Source organism: Streptomyces sp. NBC_01334 (assembly GCF_035983595.1).
GTDB classification, from domain to species: Bacteria; Actinomycetota; Actinomycetes; order Streptomycetales; family Streptomycetaceae; genus Streptomyces; species Streptomyces coriariae.
The window spans coordinates 8,868,250-8,884,225 of record NZ_CP130718.1; the positions used below are offsets into that span (position 1 = coordinate 8,868,250).

Annotated in this window: 17 protein-coding genes and 1 pseudogene; 11 read left to right on the top strand and 7 right to left on the bottom strand. The window is 70.9% G+C overall.

Going from position 1 to position 15,976, the window contains the following annotated elements:
* Positions 1–37: 37 nt before the first annotated feature.
* The 3 genes from OG736_RS39530 (at position 38) to OG736_RS39540 (ending at position 3,049) form a co-directional block, all read left to right on the top strand.
* Positions 38–535, top strand: coding sequence for a flavodoxin domain-containing protein (locus OG736_RS39530; protein WP_327186717.1), 498 nt, complete (start codon positions 38–40; stop codon positions 533–535).
* Positions 536–559: 24 nt separating this feature from the next.
* The gene (locus OG736_RS39535) at positions 560–1,000 is read left to right on the top strand and encodes a pyridoxamine 5'-phosphate oxidase family protein (RefSeq protein ID WP_327186718.1); all 441 of its coding nucleotides are present in this window, start codon (positions 560–562) and stop codon (positions 998–1,000) included.
* Positions 1,001–1,396: 396 nt separating this feature from the next.
* A complete protein-coding gene (locus tag OG736_RS39540) occupies positions 1,397–3,049 on the top strand; it encodes a sensor histidine kinase (RefSeq protein ID WP_327186719.1) in 1,653 nt (550 codons plus the stop codon).
* 30 nt (positions 3,050–3,079) lie between these two features.
* On the opposite strand, the gene OG736_RS39545 is transcribed toward OG736_RS39540, so the two are convergent.
* Positions 3,080–3,556, bottom strand: coding sequence for an FMN-binding protein (locus tag OG736_RS39545; RefSeq protein WP_327186720.1), 477 nt, complete (start codon positions 3,554–3,556; stop codon positions 3,080–3,082).
* 7 nt (positions 3,557–3,563) lie between these two features.
* Positions 3,564–4,916 carry a ferredoxin reductase family protein gene (locus OG736_RS39550; RefSeq protein ID WP_327186721.1) on the bottom strand — a complete coding sequence of 451 codons (1,353 nt, stop codon included), beginning with the start codon at positions 4,914–4,916 and terminating at the stop codon, positions 3,564–3,566.
* Positions 4,917–5,149: 233 nt separating this feature from the next.
* On the opposite strand from OG736_RS39550, the gene OG736_RS39555 reads away from it, so the two are divergent.
* Positions 5,150–5,899, top strand: coding sequence for a response regulator transcription factor (locus OG736_RS39555; RefSeq protein WP_327186722.1), 750 nt, complete (start codon positions 5,150–5,152; stop codon positions 5,897–5,899).
* Between the two features lie 68 nt (positions 5,900–5,967).
* A complete protein-coding gene (locus OG736_RS39560) occupies positions 5,968–7,443 on the top strand; it encodes a sensor histidine kinase (RefSeq protein WP_327186723.1) in 1,476 nt (491 codons plus the stop codon).
* Between the two features lie 89 nt (positions 7,444–7,532).
* On the opposite strand, the gene OG736_RS39565 is transcribed toward OG736_RS39560, so the two are convergent.
* Complete coding sequence (locus OG736_RS39565) at positions 7,533–8,048, bottom strand: GNAT family N-acetyltransferase (protein ID WP_327186724.1); 516 nt, start codon at positions 8,046–8,048, stop codon at positions 7,533–7,535.
* A 334-nt stretch (positions 8,049–8,382) separates the two neighbouring features.
* Between OG736_RS39565 and OG736_RS39570 the strand changes: the two genes are divergently transcribed.
* On the top strand, positions 8,383–8,679 hold the full coding sequence (locus OG736_RS39570) for an antibiotic biosynthesis monooxygenase (protein ID WP_327186725.1): 297 nt from the start codon (positions 8,383–8,385) through the stop codon (positions 8,677–8,679).
* 65 nt (positions 8,680–8,744) lie between these two features.
* Positions 8,745–8,840, top strand: a pseudogene (locus OG736_RS39575) (DNA-binding response regulator); the annotation flags it as partial.
* Between the two features lie 185 nt (positions 8,841–9,025).
* On the opposite strand, the gene OG736_RS39580 reads toward OG736_RS39575, so the two are convergent.
* The 4 genes from OG736_RS39580 to OG736_RS39595 all read right to left on the bottom strand — a co-directional run bounded on the left by OG736_RS39580 (position 9,026) and on the right by OG736_RS39595 (position 10,869).
* On the bottom strand, positions 9,026–9,271 hold the full coding sequence (locus OG736_RS39580; protein ID WP_327186726.1) for a hypothetical protein: 246 nt from the start codon (positions 9,269–9,271) through the stop codon (positions 9,026–9,028).
* Positions 9,272–9,504: 233 nt separating this feature from the next.
* Complete coding sequence (locus tag OG736_RS39585; RefSeq protein ID WP_327186727.1) at positions 9,505–10,107, bottom strand: hypothetical protein; 603 nt, start codon at positions 10,105–10,107, stop codon at positions 9,505–9,507.
* 32 nt (positions 10,108–10,139) lie between these two features.
* The gene (locus tag OG736_RS39590; RefSeq protein WP_327186728.1) at positions 10,140–10,430 is read right to left on the bottom strand and encodes a histidine phosphatase family protein; all 291 of its coding nucleotides are present in this window, start codon (positions 10,428–10,430) and stop codon (positions 10,140–10,142) included.
* A 49-nt stretch (positions 10,431–10,479) separates the two neighbouring features.
* Positions 10,480–10,869: a cupin domain-containing protein gene (locus OG736_RS39595; protein ID WP_327186729.1), complete on the bottom strand. Its 390-nt coding sequence runs from the start codon at positions 10,867–10,869 to the stop codon at positions 10,480–10,482.
* Between the two features lie 289 nt (positions 10,870–11,158).
* Here OG736_RS39595 and OG736_RS39600 point away from each other — a divergent pair, with 289 nt between their 5' ends.
* The 4 genes from OG736_RS39600 (at position 11,159) to OG736_RS39615 (ending at position 15,969) form a co-directional block, all read left to right on the top strand.
* Positions 11,159–12,232, top strand: coding sequence for a LacI family DNA-binding transcriptional regulator (locus tag OG736_RS39600; protein WP_327186730.1), 1,074 nt, complete (start codon positions 11,159–11,161; stop codon positions 12,230–12,232).
* A gap of 398 nt (positions 12,233–12,630) precedes the next feature.
* Positions 12,631–14,022: an ABC transporter substrate-binding protein gene (locus tag OG736_RS39605; protein WP_327186731.1), complete on the top strand. Its 1,392-nt coding sequence runs from the start codon at positions 12,631–12,633 to the stop codon at positions 14,020–14,022.
* 70 nt (positions 14,023–14,092) lie between these two features.
* Entirely contained in the window at positions 14,093–15,037 is a 945-nt protein-coding gene (locus OG736_RS39610) for a carbohydrate ABC transporter permease (RefSeq protein ID WP_442817126.1), read from the top strand.
* On the top strand, positions 15,034–15,969 hold the full coding sequence (locus OG736_RS39615; RefSeq protein WP_327186732.1) for a carbohydrate ABC transporter permease: 936 nt from the start codon (positions 15,034–15,036) through the stop codon (positions 15,967–15,969). Before OG736_RS39610 ends, OG736_RS39615 begins: the two co-directional genes overlap by 4 nt.
* Positions 15,970–15,976: the final 7 nt, after the last annotated feature.

Genomic DNA, 15,976 nt, shown 5'->3' on the forward strand with positions numbered 1-15,976 from the left:
CCCGCGGCTGTGCCGACTGTGAGAGGAGGCGGACCACATGACCGACACCGTGTTGGTCACCTACGGAACGACGAACGGATCCACGGCGGAGATCGCCGAAGCCGTCGCCGACGTCCTGCGCGAGGGCGGACTGACCGTCGAGTCGCTCCCGGCCCGGTCGGTGACGGGCGTGGCGCACTACGACGCCGTCGTGGTCGGCGGCGGGCTCTACACCGGGCGCTGGCACAAGGACGCGCGGCGCTTCGTCCGCCGCAATCGCGTCCTTCTCGCGGAGCGCCCGGTGTGGTTCTTCAGCAGCGGCCCGCTCGACGCTTCGGCGTCCGAGCGGGACATCCCACCCGTGCGGGGCGTGCTGAGGGCCATGAACCGACTGGATGTCCAGGGCCACGCCACGTTCGGAGGACGCCTGGCGGAAGGCGCCCGAGGACGGGTGGCCGGGATGATCCTCCGCTCCGGGAAGGGCGGTGACTTCCGGGACTTCGGCGCGATCGAGGCATGGGCGAAAGACATCGCCGACGCACTGACCCGCGCCTAGGCGACGGGGAACTGGAGAAGGCCGATGGACGCCGCCGACGGATTTCGCGAACTGGACCGGCAGGAGTGCCTGCGCCTGCTTCCCACCGTGCCTGTGGGGCGCATCGTGTACACGCGGCAGGCGTTGCCCGCGGTTCTGCCGGTCAACTTCTGTCTGGACCGCGACGGTGCGGTGCTGGTGCGTACGTCGGCCTTCTCGGAACTGGTGAGCGCGATCGACGGAGCGGTGGTCGCTTTCGAGGCCGACGAGGTCGACGCCGCCGCCCACTGCGGCTGGAGCGTCGTCGTCATGGGAACGGCCACGGTCGTGACCGACTCCGCCGAGCACATACGGCTGCTGCGGACCGGGCCGCGTTCCTGGGCGCCGGCGCCGCAGGAGGTCTTCGTGCGCATCGACCCGGAGCTGGTCACCGGACGCGAAATCGTCGGCGGACGCTCCGCGCACGGCGTGCACTTTCCTTCCTGAACCCACGGGAAGATCACCGGCCGACCGGTGCCGGCGACACGGGCGCGCACCCACCTGCCGCGAGGATGCCGAGGGGCCCATGCGCAACGGAGCGACACCGCGGGGGATCGGTGCCGCTCCTGCATCCACTGTCTCTCGGGTCACGCGGGTCCCGCAGGTGCCGATGGTCCCGCGCCCTGGACCGGACGGCCCTCTCGCCTCGGAGACAAGGGGAAGCGAGCCAGGTCAGACCCGCTGTCGGCGGCGTCTGAGGCACCGAGCGAAGGCTCGGGCACCCGGCTCGGTTCGCTACCGCACCCTGCGGACGGCCACTACCGTGGACATGACCGGACGATCAGGTGTCCGTGTGCTGAGGGGACCTGGAGGAGCACAGGGTGGAAAGCCCCGAGCAGGCTCGTGTGCGGCTGCCTGGACGCGGCCCGTGGCACCCGGGACCGGGTGCACAGCCTGCTGGAGGCGGTGCTGTCGGTCGGCAGGGAGCTGGATCTGGAACAGGCCCTGCGCAGCATCGTGGAGGCCGCCGCGGCACTGGTCGACGCGGAGTACGCGGCACTCGGCGTGATCGGCCCGGACGGCAGGCGCCTGTCCGCGTTTCACACCGTGGGGGTCAGCGAGGAGCAGATCGCCGTTATCGGCCCGTATCCCGAGGGGCACGGCATCCTGGGCGAGCTGATCCGCCACCCCGAGCCGCTGCGGTTGGCGAAGATCTCCGAGCACCCGGCGTCGTACGGCTTCCCGGCGCACCACCCGCCGATGAACACCTTCCTCGGCGTCCCGATCCGGGTACGCGACCAGGTCTTCGGCAACCTGTACCTGACCGAGAAGCGGGGTGGCGCCCAATTCGACGAGGAGGACGTCTCGGTCACGCTGACGCTCGCCGTGGCGGCCGGCGTCGCGATCGACAACGCCCGGCTGTACGAGGAGTCCCGGCTGCGGGAACGCTGGCTGCGGGCGAACGCGGAGATCACCCACAGCCTGATGTCCGGCAGTGACCGCACCGAGGTCCTCGCCCTCATCGCCGAGCGGGCCGGCGAGATCACCGGATCCGCTCTGGCGGCGGTCGCGCTGCCCCTGCAGAACACCGGTTCACTCGCGGTGGAGATCGCCGTGGGGATGGACGCGGAGGTACACCGGGGTCTCGTCCTGCCCATGGACAAGAGCCTGATGGGGCTGGCCTTCTCCGGTGCCGCCCCGGTGACCAGCGCGGACGTCGCCCGTGACGCGCGCATCTCCCTGGAGCCTCCGCGGTTCGGCGGACTCGGCCCCGCCGTCGCCGTCCCCATCGGCACCGGCGACGCGGGTCCACGGGGCGTGGTCCTGCTGGCGCGCAAGGCCGGTCAGCCGGTGTTCTCGGCGAGGGAGACCGAGCCCCTGAAGGCCTTCGCCGGGCAGGCCGCCATCGCGATGGAGCTGGCGGAACGACGCCAGGACGCCGAGGAGGTCGCGGTGCTCAAGGACCGCGACCGCATCGCACGCGACCTGCACGACCTCGCGATCCAACGGCTGTTCGCCACCGGTATGACGCTCCAGAGCACCGGCCGTTTCATCGAGCACGAGGAGGCCGCCGAGCGCGTGGCGCGCGCGGTCGACGACCTGGACGAGACCATCAAGATCATCCGGTCGACGATCTTCGGCCTGCGTACCCGGGACGGTGTGGGGGAGGCCGGGCTGCGCGCCCGTGCCGTACGGGTGGTCGGGGAGGCGGCGCCGGTCCTCGGCTTCGCCCCCGGCGTGCGGATGGAAGGCCTGCTGGACACCGACGTGCCGAGGGAGATCGCCGACCACGTGGTGCCGGTGCTCTCCGAGGCCCTGACCAACATCGCCCGGCATGCCCATGCGGACCGCGCCGACGTGCTCCTGGCGACGGACGGACGCGAGGTACGGCTGTCGGTCACGGACAACGGTGTGGGCATCACCGCCGGCGGCCGCCGCAGCGGACTGCGCAACATGGCGGAACGCGCGGAGCAGCTGGGCGGTCGACTGGAACTGGAAAAGCCCGAGACCGGAGGCACCAGGCTGGTGTGGCGGGTACCGGCGCGGAAGGTGTAGGGCGCGGAAGGTGCAGGGCAGGGGCAGGGCTCAGCGGCTCGCGGAGTCCAGTGCCGACTGGAGCGACTCGCGGTAGCCGTCGCTGGTGTACGTGGCACCGGAGACGGTGTCGATGTCGGCGCTCTGGGCCGTGAGCGCCTCTCTGGTGAGCTGCGGGACGGCATACGCGTTGATCTGCTGGTCCCTCGGGTTCTCCTGGGGGTAGGTGACCGCGGTGACGTCGGTGAGCTTGCCGTCCTTCAGCGTGACGCGGACCTGGACGGGGCCCCAGCGGGTCTGCACGGAGTCCCCGGTGAGGATCCGGGTTCCGGTGGCCGCGGATCCGCTCGACCCGGTCGTCCCGCCCGACGTGCCGGAACTGCCGGCCGTCGCGGGAGAGGACGCCAACCCCGCGACGGCCGGCGTCGTGTGCGGTTTCAGCGACAGCAGCAGCACCATCCCGGAGACGGTCGCGGCGCTTGCCAGCACGATGCGGCGCAGCGGACGGTTCTTCTTCAACGTGTGCAAGACGGCCTCACAGCTCGAAGGACTCGTGATGGATGCGGCGGTCGGGGACCCCCGCGGAGCGCAGCGCTCGGTACAGGTCCTGTGCGAACCCGTGGGGGCCGCACAGGTACACGTCGTGGGCGTCCAGGTCGGGCACCGACGCGCGCAGGGAAGCGGCCGTGAGGTCCGGCCGCCGACCCTGCGGACCGTTGAGCGCGTACAGCACCTTCGCCCCGCGCCACCGCGCGACGGTCTCCAGCTCGGCGCCCAGCGCGAGGTCCTCGGCCGTGCGGGCACGGTAGAGGAGGGTGACGTCGCCCGGCAGCGTCTCGAACAGGGCCCGCAGCGGGGTGATGCCGACGCCGCCCGCGATCAGCAGGGACTTGTGCGCGCTCTGCCGGTCCGCGGTCAGAGCCCCGTACGGCCCCTCCACCCACACCCGGGTGCCCGGCCGCAGCAGGGCGACGGCGGCACTGTGGTCGCCGAGTGCCTTGACGGTGATGCGCAGCAGGCCCGGGCGCGGCGGCGCCGACAGGGAGTACGGCGTGGAGGTCCAGCGCATGCCCTCGGTGAGGAACCGCCAGCGCAGGAACTGCCCCGGCCGCGCGCCCATGTCGTCCGCTCGCCGGCCACGGACGACGACGGAGTACACGCCCGGCGCCTCCCGGTGCACGGAGTCGACCCGCAGTCGGTGACGCAGGTTCAGCCGTACCGGAGCGAGGATCCGGAACCACACCACCAGGGCCGCGACGCCCAGGTACAGCACGTACCAGGCGGCCTGGACGGGCCGGCTGCCGACGAGGTCGGACCCCAGGGCGAGCTGGTGGCCGAAGGCGAGGAAGACCGCGGCGTACGTCAGCAGGTGCGTGTAGAACCAGAACTCGTGGCTGACCCGGCGGCGTACCGCGCGGGCCGAGACGATCCCGACCGCGAACAGGATGACGGTGCCGGCGGTCGCCTTGAGCATCTCCGGGTAGTCCAGGACCACCGTGAGCGTCTCGGCCACGAATGAGGAACCGTCCTGGGCGGCGTACCCGAGCAGGATCAGCACGACGTGTGCCACCAGCAGACAGATCGTGTAGCGCCCCGCCATCGCGTGCCAGCGCGTCACCCGGTCCGCCCCGATCCGTCGCTCGAGGAGCGGGACGCGGGCCATCAGCCCGACTAGGACGGCGCAGGAGTACCCGCACAGCAGTCCCGCGATCCGCCCGGCCCCCGTCAGCAGGCCCGCGGCGCCAACGACCGCCCCGGTGTCGTGCCACCACAGCGCGACCACGGCGGCGGCACCGCCCCACAGGACGGCGAGCACGGGGCCGACGGGGGAGCGCCGTGGAGCGGGAGGCGCCGGGGCCACCCTTCGTCGCGCGTACGCCGTCGTCATCCGCAGGTCCCTTCGGCTGTCCGTACGACCCCGTTCTGCGGCCGTCCGGGACGACACTGTGCCGACGCAACCTCTGAGCCCGCTCTCAGCGGCCGACGGGCGACGCGGACCCGCCGCAGGTGGGAGGGCCGCCCGGACGTTCGGTGCCGACCGGCGGCACGGCGCACTCAGAGGGAACTCAGAGGTTGAGAAGACAGCTCACGTCGCGGGCAGACCGCATCCTGGTAGCTGAGATGAACACTTCCCGCCCCCGCGGCTCCGGCCGCCCCGCACTGACCCGGACCGACGGCGCCCCGCTCCGGGTCCTCGTCGTCGACGACGACCCCGACCTCGCCGAGGTGCTCTCCGGTGCCCTGCGTTACGACGGCTGGGAGGTGCGCACGGCGGGCGACGGCGTCTCGGCCGTCGCCGAGGCACGCGAGCTGCTGCCCGACGCCATCGTCCTCGACGTCATGCTCCCGGACACCGACGGATTCGCCGTGCTGCGCTCGCTGCGTGCCGTGCGGCCCGACGTGTGCGTGCTCTTCCTGACCGCACGGGACGCTGTCGAGGACCGCATCGCGGGCATCACGGCGGGCGGCGACGACTACGTGACGAAACCGTTCAGCCTGGAGGAGGTCGTCGCCCGCCTGCGTGGACTGCTCCGGCGGGCCGGCATGGCCCGGCAGCTGGCGGAGGGGCCGCGGCTGACCGTCGGCGACCTGGTCATGGACGAGGAGGCCCGGGAGGTCACCCGCGGTGGAGAGCTCGTCGAGCTGTCCCCGACGGAGTTCGAACTGCTGCGCTTCCTCATGCGCAATCCGCGACGCGTCCTCAGCAAGGCACGGATCCTCGACCGCGTGTGGTCCTACGACTTCGGCGGGCAGGCCCATGTCGTCGAGCTGTACATCTCCTACCTGCGCAAGAAGGTGGACGCGGGACGCCCGCCCATGATCCACACGGTGCGGGGCGCCGGATACGTGCTCAAGCCGGTGGCCCGGTGAGGGCACGGCTGCGACAGCACCTCGCGCGCGGTCCGCTCCGGCGCGGGGCGAGGCGGTGGCCGGCCCGGATGCCCCGGCCGCACACGTTGCGGGCGCGGCTCACCGCCGGCCTCGTCGTGCTGCTCGCGGTCAGCTGCGCGGCCGTCGGGGTGGCGGCGGTGGTGGAGCTGAACGGCTTCCTCACCGGCCGCCTCGACCAGCAGTTGCACGACGCGGGCGAACGGTTCCCGGCGAGCCTGGAGCACGGCGGGACGTTGCCGTCCGACCACGACCACGACGGCGACGAGGACGGCGACACCCGCAGGCAGACCGTCGGCACCTTCGGGGCCCGGCTCGTCGGCGACACGGTCACGAACGCCGCGGTGGTCGCCTCAGGCTCCGGCGCGGGTGCGGGCGCGGGCGCGCTGGACTTCGCGCTCGGGGCCGCGGACAGGAGAACGCTCGCCGCGGTGCCGGCCGACGGCAGAGGGCACACCATCGATCTCTCCGCGCTGGACGACTACCGCGTGATGGCGGTTCAGGGCAGGGACGGCGATGTCCTGATCACCGGGCTGCCGATGGAACCCGTCGAGGCCACCGTCCACCGGCTGGAACTGGTCGCCGCAGTCGTCTTCGGCGCCGCACTCGCCCTGGCCGGCTTCGCGGGAGCGCTCTGGGTGCGCTGGTCGCTGCGACCGCTCAGCAGGGTGGCCGCGACCGCCACGAGGGTCAGTCGGCTTCCGCTCTCCAGCGGCGAGGTGGAGCTCTGGCCGCGCGCGCCCGAGGCCGACCCGCGCAGCGAGGTCGGGCGGGTCGCCGACGCTTTCAACACCATGCTCGGCCACGTCGAGGACGCGCTGACCAAACGGCACGCGAGCGAGGAGCGGCTGCGCAGCTTCGCCGCCGACGCCAGCCACGAGCTGCGCACTCCGGTGGCGTCGATCCGCGGCCACGCGGAACTGGCGTTGCTGCACCCCGGCCCGGTGCCGCAGAGGGTGGCGCGGGCCCTGGAGCGCATCGAGGCCGAAGCGGCCCGCATGGGGGAGATGGTCGACGACCTGCTGCTCCTGGCCCGCCTCGACGCCGGCCGCCCCTTGGAACGTCTGCCCGTCGACCTGACCCGCCTGGTCCTGGACGCCGTGACGGACGCGCAGGCCGCGGGCCCCGGACACCGCTGGACGCTGGAGCTGTCCGAGGAACCGGTGACCGTCACGGGTGACGCCCACCGGCTCCATCAGGTACTGGCCAACCTGTTGGCCAACGCCCGCCTGCACACGCCCGTCGGCAGCACGATCACCATCTCGCTGGAGAACGACGACGGCACGGCGGTGCTCACGGTCCACGACGACGGCCCCGGTGTCGCCGCGGACGTCCGCCCCAGGGTCTTCGAGCGCTTCACCCACGGGGACCGCCGCCGCGCGGAGGGCGTGGAGAGTGGTACCGGCACCGGCCTCGGCCTGTCGATCGTGGCGGCGGTGGCAGAGGCCCACGGTGGCGGCGTCACCCTCGAAAGCGCCCCCGGTTCGACCACCTTCACGGTACGGGTCCCCGCCACCGAGGGGTGATCGGCTCCTGGTGTCCTCCGGGTCGTGGAGGCCGCTCCAGGCGGCCTCGCGGCCGGAGATCAGGTCGCTGAGCCGGCGGAGTCGTCACCTCACAATGCGTTGCCGTGCGCCGTCGCCACATCGGGTGGAATGAGGAACTCGAACTCGGGGCGGTCCCATGCCACGGCCGGAGGGTTCGCGGAGGCGGTCCCGGTGCGCACCGCCCCCTCGCTGCGGTAGAAGCCCTCGGCGGGCGGATGCGACACCACCAGGACGCGGTCGAGCTCGGCGGCGCGGGCCTCGGCCTTCATGTGTGCCACGAGCAGCCGTCCGATGCCGCGTCCCTGTGCTCCGTCGGCCACGAACAGCAGGTCGAGCTCCGGTGGGGCGAGGACGAGCGAGTAGAACCCGAGGACAGGGCCCTGGCGCTCGTCGGCGGCGAGAGCCACGAAGACGCGGTGGGTCTCGATGTAGTCCGGACCCACCCGGTAGTCCGCGACCATGGGCGCGTACTGACCTTCGTAGGCGCGTGAGCCACGCACGAGCCGCGTGAGCCGTTTGGCGTCCCGCGCCACGGCCCGGCGTATCGTGATCGGCCCGCCCCTGGGCGTAATGCCTGAGTTCATCAGGAGAGTATTACGCATCGAAAGGCGAGTTCTCGCGACGGGTCCGGTTGAGAGAGATCGGCCGCTCCGGCCAGGTACATCGACAGGATCAGCGGCACATCGCCTTCGGGGCCGAGTTCTCGGTGGACGACGTCTCGCCACGAACGGAAACGGACGGACCGACGAAGGTGAGCCTGGCGGCGAGGAGATCGGGGAAGGGGCGCACCGGAGAACCCGGAGTGGATCACCGGCAGTGCGCCCGGCGCTGCCGTGGCTCACCCTCCGGCTTGCGGCGCCCCCGTGTCGGACGGAGACTCCATGGCGCCGGTCCCGAGGGCGTGACACCCTGACGACCGTGATCATCAGGGTGAGTGAGGCACGCATACGTCCTGAACGGTTCGAGGCGTTCCGCGACATGATCGTCTCTGCGGTGCGCGAGTTCCCCGGCCGCTACCCAGGGCTGGTCGACCACGAGGTACTGCTCGCGCCGCCTGATTCGCTGCTGTACGTCAGCCGCTGGCGCAGCGAGCAGGATCTGGTCGGTTACGCCGGCGAACACTGGCGTGACCGGCCCGTGGTTCTGCCGGGCGAGGACGAGTACCTTGCCGCACCACTTCAGGTACGGCACTTCACGCTCGCGTCTCTGAGCTGATCCGCCTGCGGGGCACCGTGCCATCCGGTGATGGCCCAGACCGCACTGAGGACGAGCGAGCCGATGTACCTGCCCACGTCAGCCGCATCCTGACCACGCTGGACGTCACCAACCGCGTCCAGGCCGCCCTCCTGGCCCGCGACGCGGGACTGCCCACCTGAACCCGGCCGGGGCCGCAGAGGCGGAGCAACGCGAGGGGCGGCGCTGGACCCTCAGGGAAGCCGCGGACGTGCCCGCGCTGCCGTGGCCGCAAGCTCCGGCTGCCCGTCGGCCGACGGGCACACAGCGTGTGGTGCCGTACGCGCAACGCGGGTACGTGTTGACACTTCCCGTCCGCCGGTCCCGCTCACAGGTCCTCGGTGTCCCGCACGTCGATCTCGCACTCCAGATCGGGAATCACATCGAGCTGGTTCTTCACTGCCTCACGGACATCGCCGGCGAGCGATACCGAAACCCCGGCGGGGACGTCGGGGGCGTCCGGGCGGTTGACGGACGACACGATCGCATCGGGATCCATTTCCTCCAGTGCGTGGAGAACCTCGTCGACCCGGTCGCTCCGCACGGTCGTCGAGACGTAGGTACGGACAGTCATGGTTGTCTCCCTTGCCGTAACCGGACTCCTCGGCCCGCCGTCCGCGTCCTCGTCGGGCGGGTGCGAAACCACGGGCATCACGGAACCCATGCAGCCAGCCTCGCCCGTCTGGAGCCCGTCCGCATTTGCACTCCTCCACGTGGGCGTCGGTCGCTGGTCAAACCGCACTTCCCGGCAGAGCCACGAGAGCACCACCCGCGCGCATTCGTTGCTCTGCCTCTGAGCCTCGGGAGTCAGAGGAGGTCCCGCCAGAAGGAGACCGTGGCTCTCGGGTTCCAGGTCTCGTCGACGTCGCCGCGTGCCTCGTCGAACTCCTGGTGGATGTAGTCGACCAGGTCGAGCCCGTAGTAGATGGCATCGGTCTGCCACATCGAGAGGACAGGATGGCCATGGCTTCCCCGACCGGCCGGGACGTACCGATGGGCGTACACGGGCACCAGCGTCGGCGCTTCCGCGAGATGACGCCGTGCCGCAGCCACCGCCGCCGTTCCGTCGGCCGGACGTTCGCCCCACCCCTCGTGCCAGAAGCCGTTGTGCGCAACGCTCAGAAGAACTCCCTCCGCCGGCCGGGCGAGTCGATCGCGCAACTTGTCCGGATCTCCGCTCCGCCAGTCGGGCCAGGGCTTGGACCAGGTCTGCCCCTCCTCAGGAGGAACGTTCACCGGAAGTCCGGCCGAGAGGAACGCGCGGTGGTCGTCTGCGAATTCAAAACCGTACTCACGCTCGATGCGCGCGAACTCGGCATCCGACAGCCCCGGCTCGAACTCGTAGAGTCCCGTCCGTGCCAGGCGTCGAGCCGCTTCCGCGCCCAGACGTGCACCCTCATCGCTGATCACCGCCGCACGGTAGCGCCAACCGGAACCCGCCGTCACCCGAGTTCGACAGGCGCTCGGCCCGTCTCGGTCTCCGTCTCGCTCAGTCCCGTTACGGCCGTTCTGAGGGCGCCTCGCCCGGCAGACGTGACGCAGCGGCTCTGTCGCCACGGGACGTTCCAGGCGGAGATGAACGGCTGCCCGTCCTCGGCAGCCAGGAAGCTGAGAGTGCCCGGAGGCGGATGGCCGAGCAGTCGGCCGGCGGACGGGTCAAGGCCAAGCCGGCGCACGGTCAGCACCCGCGCCGGATGACCGTGAGCGACGACGGCGACATCGCCGTCGCCCAAAGCTCAACCACCTCACCCGAAACTTCGGGGACGGGCTGCTCTCGCGTGCTCAGCCCTGGACGCGTTCCTGGTCGTTCTCGGCCACTGCGTAGCCGGCCACGGACGGCCATCGAACCGTCAGTACGACCGACTCCTCCTCGGCGAACCACGAGTGGTCGACTCCGCGCCCCCACACGACGTAATCACCCTGCTCTTGCAGAAGTACGCTGCGGCCGGGCAGTTCCACGCGGAAGCGGCCGCTGACGAGAACCAGGAGCGCTGTGCGTTCCTCGCCCCGCACCCACTCTGATCGCTCGTCACCGCGGGGGTGGACGCCCCACTTGATCTCCACGGTGTCGCTGTGGCGCGGATCGCCGACGTCCTTGAAATGGCCGAGAAGCCACCCCTTGTCCAGGGGCGCATCCTTGCCCGCGTTGCCCACATACACGCTGTCGTTCACGTTGCCGGATGCTAGCAACCGGTCTTGCCGGCGCGATCGGCACGTTCGCCACACGCCCTGGACTCGGCCGCGGTGACTCGCCTGCGGTCAATCGGCGGCGGCGGTTCGGACAGTGAGGCAGCCGGTGGCCGCGTCGGCCCCGCTCCGGCAGTGCGCCCTCGATGACGGAGATGTTGCGCGAACCCTTGACGTGTCTCGCCCCAGTGCGTAGATATGTCTGCGCAGTCATGGCAGCGCAGTCATACGAGAATCGGCCAAGCCGCCGACTGCCCGAGACCGGGAGACACCCATGGCACGACCGACAAGCCGCAGCGCCGGCACCGCACCACGCAGCCTCGACGTGGCGCAGCTGGCGGGCGTCTCGCAGAAGACGGTGTCCCGGGTCATGAACGGTGAGCAGTACGTCTCCGACGGCGTGCGCCGACGTGTCCTGGAAGCCGCCGAAGAACTCGGATACCGGCTGAATCACGCCGCCCGTGCGCTGGCCTCCGGGCGAACCCGGTCCATCGGGGTGGTGACGCTCGGAACGGCGCTGTACGGTCCCGCGTCACTGCTCATGGGTGTCGAGCGCACCGTCCGGGACACCGGTTACGCGCTCCGCGTGGTCAACACGATGGAGGGCGACGCCTCGGGTGTCGCCGGTGCCGTCGACTCGCTCCTCGATCAGGGCGTGGACGGCATCGTCATCTCCGAGCCGATCGACGAGGAGAACGGTGCGGACCTGTCCGTCCGCGTCGATGTGCCGGTCCTGGTCCTCGGCGCACCGCCGCCGTTCGCCGCCTCCCGGGTGGTGACCGCGGGCCTCGTCTCCCACCAGCAGGCGCGGGCCGCCACGGAGCACCTGCTCCAACTGGGACATCCGACCGTCCACCACCTCGCCGGTCCCCGACGCTGGTTCGCCGCCAGGGACCGCCTCGAAGGATGGCGGGTGACGCTGGCCGCGCACGGCCGACGCGAACCGCCCGTCATCCCGGGCGACTGGTCGGCCGCCTCCGGATACGCGGCCGGTCGCCGGCTGGCCGACGACGACAACGTGACGGCCGTCTTCGCCGCCAACGACGACATGGCCATCGGTCTGATCCGCGCGCTGCTCGAAGCCGGCCGGCGCGTGCCGGAGGACATCAGTGTCGTCGGTCTCGACGACGTCCCGGTCGCGGCCTACGTGTCTCCTCCTCTGACGACGGTGCGACAGCCGTTCGAGGCGACGGCGCAGGACGGCCTCAAGCGGCTCGTGCACGCCATCGAGAATCCGGACGCGGACCCGATCCCGGAGCAGGACCCGCCGGTCGATCTCGTCGTCCGGGCGTCGACCGCACCCCCGCCGTACCGGACGACCCCGGAATCCCGGCGCACCACGGTCTGAGTCCCCGTCAACCCCGTTCCCCGACCACGAGGGGAGTTCCGTCCACCGGCATTCCGTCCACCAGCAGTTCGTCCACCACCGCACTTCCCTCGACACCCGCCTGTGAGTGCGCGAGCCGACCCTCCCCGTACCTGGTCGTCGCAGCACCCACTCCCCAGCGCCGCGGCCCGGACGCCCCCATGAGCCGATCACCGCCCAGGCCTCCACCCCGTCGCACGCCCTCACCGGCGCCGGCCCCCTTCGGTCAACGAGCGTGACGTGCTCGGCCCTGGTTCCGCGAGAAACGCACTCGCCCCGCCGACATCCCGCCCCTCACGCCCGAACCACACCTCATGGCATCCCTTCAGCACGCCGCCGCCCAGCGCGCGGATCCCCTAGGCACCCCTGCGGAGTCCACCATGTCCAGATTCTTCACAGCCCCCTCCTCGGCCCACCCGAACCGTCGTGGCTTCCTCGCCGCGACCGGGGCCCTGACACTGGCGACCGCGCTGTCCGCCTGCGGCGGCGGAGACGACACGAGCGGCGGCACCTCCGCCGAGCCGGTCGGCCAGGCCGCCATCGACAAGGCGATGAGGACGCCGACCGAGCTGACGTTCTGGACCTGGGTCCCGAACATCGACAAGGAGGTCGCGCTCTTCGAGGCGAAGTACCCGGCCGTCAAGATCAAGGTGGTCAACGCCGGCCAGGGAACCCCCCAGTACACGAAGCTCCGTACGGCTCTGAAGGCAGGCAGCGGCGCACCGGACATGGTGCAGATCGAGTACCAGGCCATCCCCACCTTCACGATCACCAACAGCCTGCTGGACCTGCGACCGTACGGGGCGTCCGCGTTGAAGGCCCGGTTCGTCGACTGGACCTGGAGCCAGGTCAGCGGCAGCAAGGGCGAGGTCTGGGCGATCCCCCAGGACACCGGCCCGATGGGCATGCTGTACCGGCAGGACATCTTCGACCGGCACGGCATCGAAGTGCCGGGTACCTGGGACGAGTTCGCCGCGGCGGCCCGCAAGCTGCACAAGGCCGACCCGGACGTCTACCTGACCAACCTCGCCGCGAACCAGGCGGCGGCCTGGCACGGACTGCTCTGGCAGGCGAACGCGAAGCCGTACGTGATGTCCGGCAAGAGCGACATCACCGTCAGCGTCGACGACGACGTCTCCAAGATGCTCGGCGAGTACTGGGGGACCCTCGCGAAGGAGGGAGTCATCGGGGTCGAGCCGGACTTCACCGACTCCTGGTACGCCGGGCTCAACAAGGGCAAGTACGCCACCTGGCTCACCGCGGCCTGGGGGCCGGTCTTCCTCTCCGGGTCGGCCAAGTCCACCGCCGGCAAGTGGCGGGCGGCCCCGCTGCCGCAGTGGGACGCCGCCAAGCCCAGCTCGGGCAACTGGGGCGGTTCGACCACCGCGGTCATCCGGGCGACCAAGAACCCCATCGCGGCGGCGATGTTCGCGCAGTTCCTCAACACCGACCCGGCCAGCGCGAAGATGTTCGCCACCGAGCAGTTCTTCTTCCCCGCCACCAAGGCGCTGCTCGCGGACGAGACCTTCGTCGGCCAGGAGTCCGCGTTCTACGGCGGCCAGAAGGTCAACCAGGTCTTCGCCGACATCGGCACCACGGTCAACACGACGTTCCAGTGGCCGCCGTTCCTCGACCAGGCGGCGACGGACTGGACGGAGACCGTCGGCAAGTCCCTCGCCGACAAGACCGACACCGTTCGCGCGCTCGGCACCTGGCAGTCGCGGCTCACCACGTACGCCAAGACCCAGGGCTTCACGGTCCACGCGTCCTGACGGCACGTCGGGCCCCTCGCGGCGGCGCGGGGCCACCCGCAAGCACCGTCCCCTCCCTCGGAAAGGTTCGATGATGACTGCCACCACCGCGGCCTCCCCCAAGGGGCGGCGCCGAGACGGGCCCACCCGCCCCCGGAGCGGCGGCGTGCGCCGCCGCCGGTCGGCAGGGCCACTGTTCGTCGCTCCCTTCATGGTGCTGTTCCTCCTGCTCTTCCTCGCGCCGCTGGGCTACGCCGCCTACCTGAGTCTCTTCCAGGAACGCCTGGTCGGCGGAACGGCGTTCGTCGGGCTCGACAACTACGTCCGGGCCCTGGAAGACCCCCAGCTCATCCACGGCGTCGGACGCGTGGCGTTGTTCTTCGTGATCCAGGTCCCCGTGATGCTGCTGCTGGCGCTCGCGTTCGCCCTGGCCCTCGACAGCGGCCTGCTGCGGCTGGCCCGGGTGATCCGGCTGGGCATCTTCGTCCCGTACGCCGTCCCGAGCGTGGTCGCCGCACTCATGTGGGGCTACCTCTACGGGCCGGACTTCGGTCCCTTCGCCCAGTTCAGCCGTGAACTCGGCCTGCCCGCAGCGGACTTCCTCAGCAGCGGCTGGATGCTCGGCAGCCTGGCGAACATCGTGACCTGGGAGTTCGTCGGCTACAACATGATCATCCTGTACGCGGCCCTGCGCACCGTTCCCGCCGAGCTGTACGAGGCGGCGGCCATGGACGGGGCCGGCGCCTGGCGGATCGCCTGGTCCATCAAACTGCCCGCCCTCAGGTCGGCGCTGATGCTCACCCTGCTGTTCTCGGTGATCGGCAGCTTCCAGCTGTTCAACGAGCCGAACCTGCTGATGAAGGTCGCCCCGGACGTGATCAGCAGCTCCTACACCGCCAACCTCTACGCCTACACGCTCGCCTTCACCGGCCAGCAGGTCAACTACGCGGCCACGGTGTCCTTCCTGCTCGGCCTCGTCATCGTGATCGTCTCGTACGCCGTCCTGCTCACCGCGAACCGCAGGAGGACCTCGTGACGACCACCGTTCCGACGGCGGCCTCCGCATCGTCGGCGGACCCGGCTGCCGCGGCACCCCCGAAGCGGCGCCGCTCCCCGTCGGCCCGCCGCAGCACACCGCTGACCATCGCGATGCTGGCCGCCCTCGCCTACTTCCTCCTGCCGCTGCTGTGGCTGCTGATCGCCTCGACCAAGAGCACCCAGGACCTGTTCAACAGCTTCGGCCTGTGGTTCTCGCACGCCCCGCAGCTGCTGACGAACGTGCAGGAGACCTTCACCCAGGACAACGGGGTCTTCGTGCACTGGCTGCTCAACACGGCCTCGTACGCGGGTGTGAGCGCCTTCGGAGCCGCGCTGCTCGCGGCGGCGGGCGGCTACGGGTTCGCCAAGTTCCGCTTCCGCGGCGACCGAGCCGCCTTCCACCTCGTCATGGGCGCCGTCATGGTCCCGGCCACCGCGCTGGCGATCCCCACCTACCTGCTCTTCGCGAAGGCGGGCCTGGTCAACACCCCCTGGGCGGTCATCCTGCCCTCCCTCGTCAACCCGTTCGGTCTCTACCTGATGCGGGTCTACGCCGAGGACGCGGTACCCGACAGCATCCTGGAGGCCGCCCGCATCGACGGGGCAGGCGAGTTGCGGATCTTCTTCCGGATCGTTCTCCGGCTGCTCGGCCCCGGCCTGGTGACGGTCCTGCTGTTCACGCTGGTGGCGACCTGGAACAACTACTTCCTGCCGCTGATCATGCTCAACGACCCGGACCTGTACCCGATCACGGTCGGGCTCTCCTCCTGGGCCGCCCAGGCGCAGAACGGCGGAGCGGGCTCCAGCAGCGACATGCTCGCGCTGGTCGTGACCGGCTCCCTGATCTCGATCATCCCGCTCGTCGTGGCGTTCCTGATGCTCCAGCGGTACTGGCAGAGCGGCCTGGCCGCCGGCGGCGTCAAGCAGTAGCGCCCGA

Excerpts from the sequence above, each read along its gene's own strand:
- OG736_RS39530 (WP_327186717.1), top strand. The coding sequence starts at position 38 with ATGACCGACACCGTGTTGGTCACCTACGGAACGACGAACGGATCCACG.
- OG736_RS39535 (WP_327186718.1), top strand. The coding sequence starts at position 560 with ATGGACGCCGCCGACGGATTTCGCGAACTGGACCGGCAGGAGTGCCTG.
- OG736_RS39550 (WP_327186721.1), bottom strand. The coding sequence starts at position 4,916 with ATGACGACGGCGTACGCGCGACGAAGGGTGGCCCCGGCGCCTCCCGCT.
- OG736_RS39555 (WP_327186722.1), top strand. The coding sequence starts at position 5,150 with ATGAACACTTCCCGCCCCCGCGGCTCCGGCCGCCCCGCACTGACCCGG.
- OG736_RS39560 (WP_327186723.1), top strand. The coding sequence starts at position 5,968 with ATGCCCCGGCCGCACACGTTGCGGGCGCGGCTCACCGCCGGCCTCGTC.
- OG736_RS39565 (WP_327186724.1), bottom strand. The coding sequence starts at position 8,048 with ATGAACTCAGGCATTACGCCCAGGGGCGGGCCGATCACGATACGCCGG.
- OG736_RS39580 (WP_327186726.1), bottom strand. The coding sequence starts at position 9,271 with ATGACTGTCCGTACCTACGTCTCGACGACCGTGCGGAGCGACCGGGTC.
- OG736_RS39600 (WP_327186730.1), top strand. The coding sequence starts at position 11,159 with ATGGCACGACCGACAAGCCGCAGCGCCGGCACCGCACCACGCAGCCTC.
- OG736_RS39605 (WP_327186731.1), top strand. The coding sequence starts at position 12,631 with ATGTCCAGATTCTTCACAGCCCCCTCCTCGGCCCACCCGAACCGTCGT.
- OG736_RS39610 (WP_442817126.1), top strand. The coding sequence starts at position 14,093 with ATGATGACTGCCACCACCGCGGCCTCCCCCAAGGGGCGGCGCCGAGAC.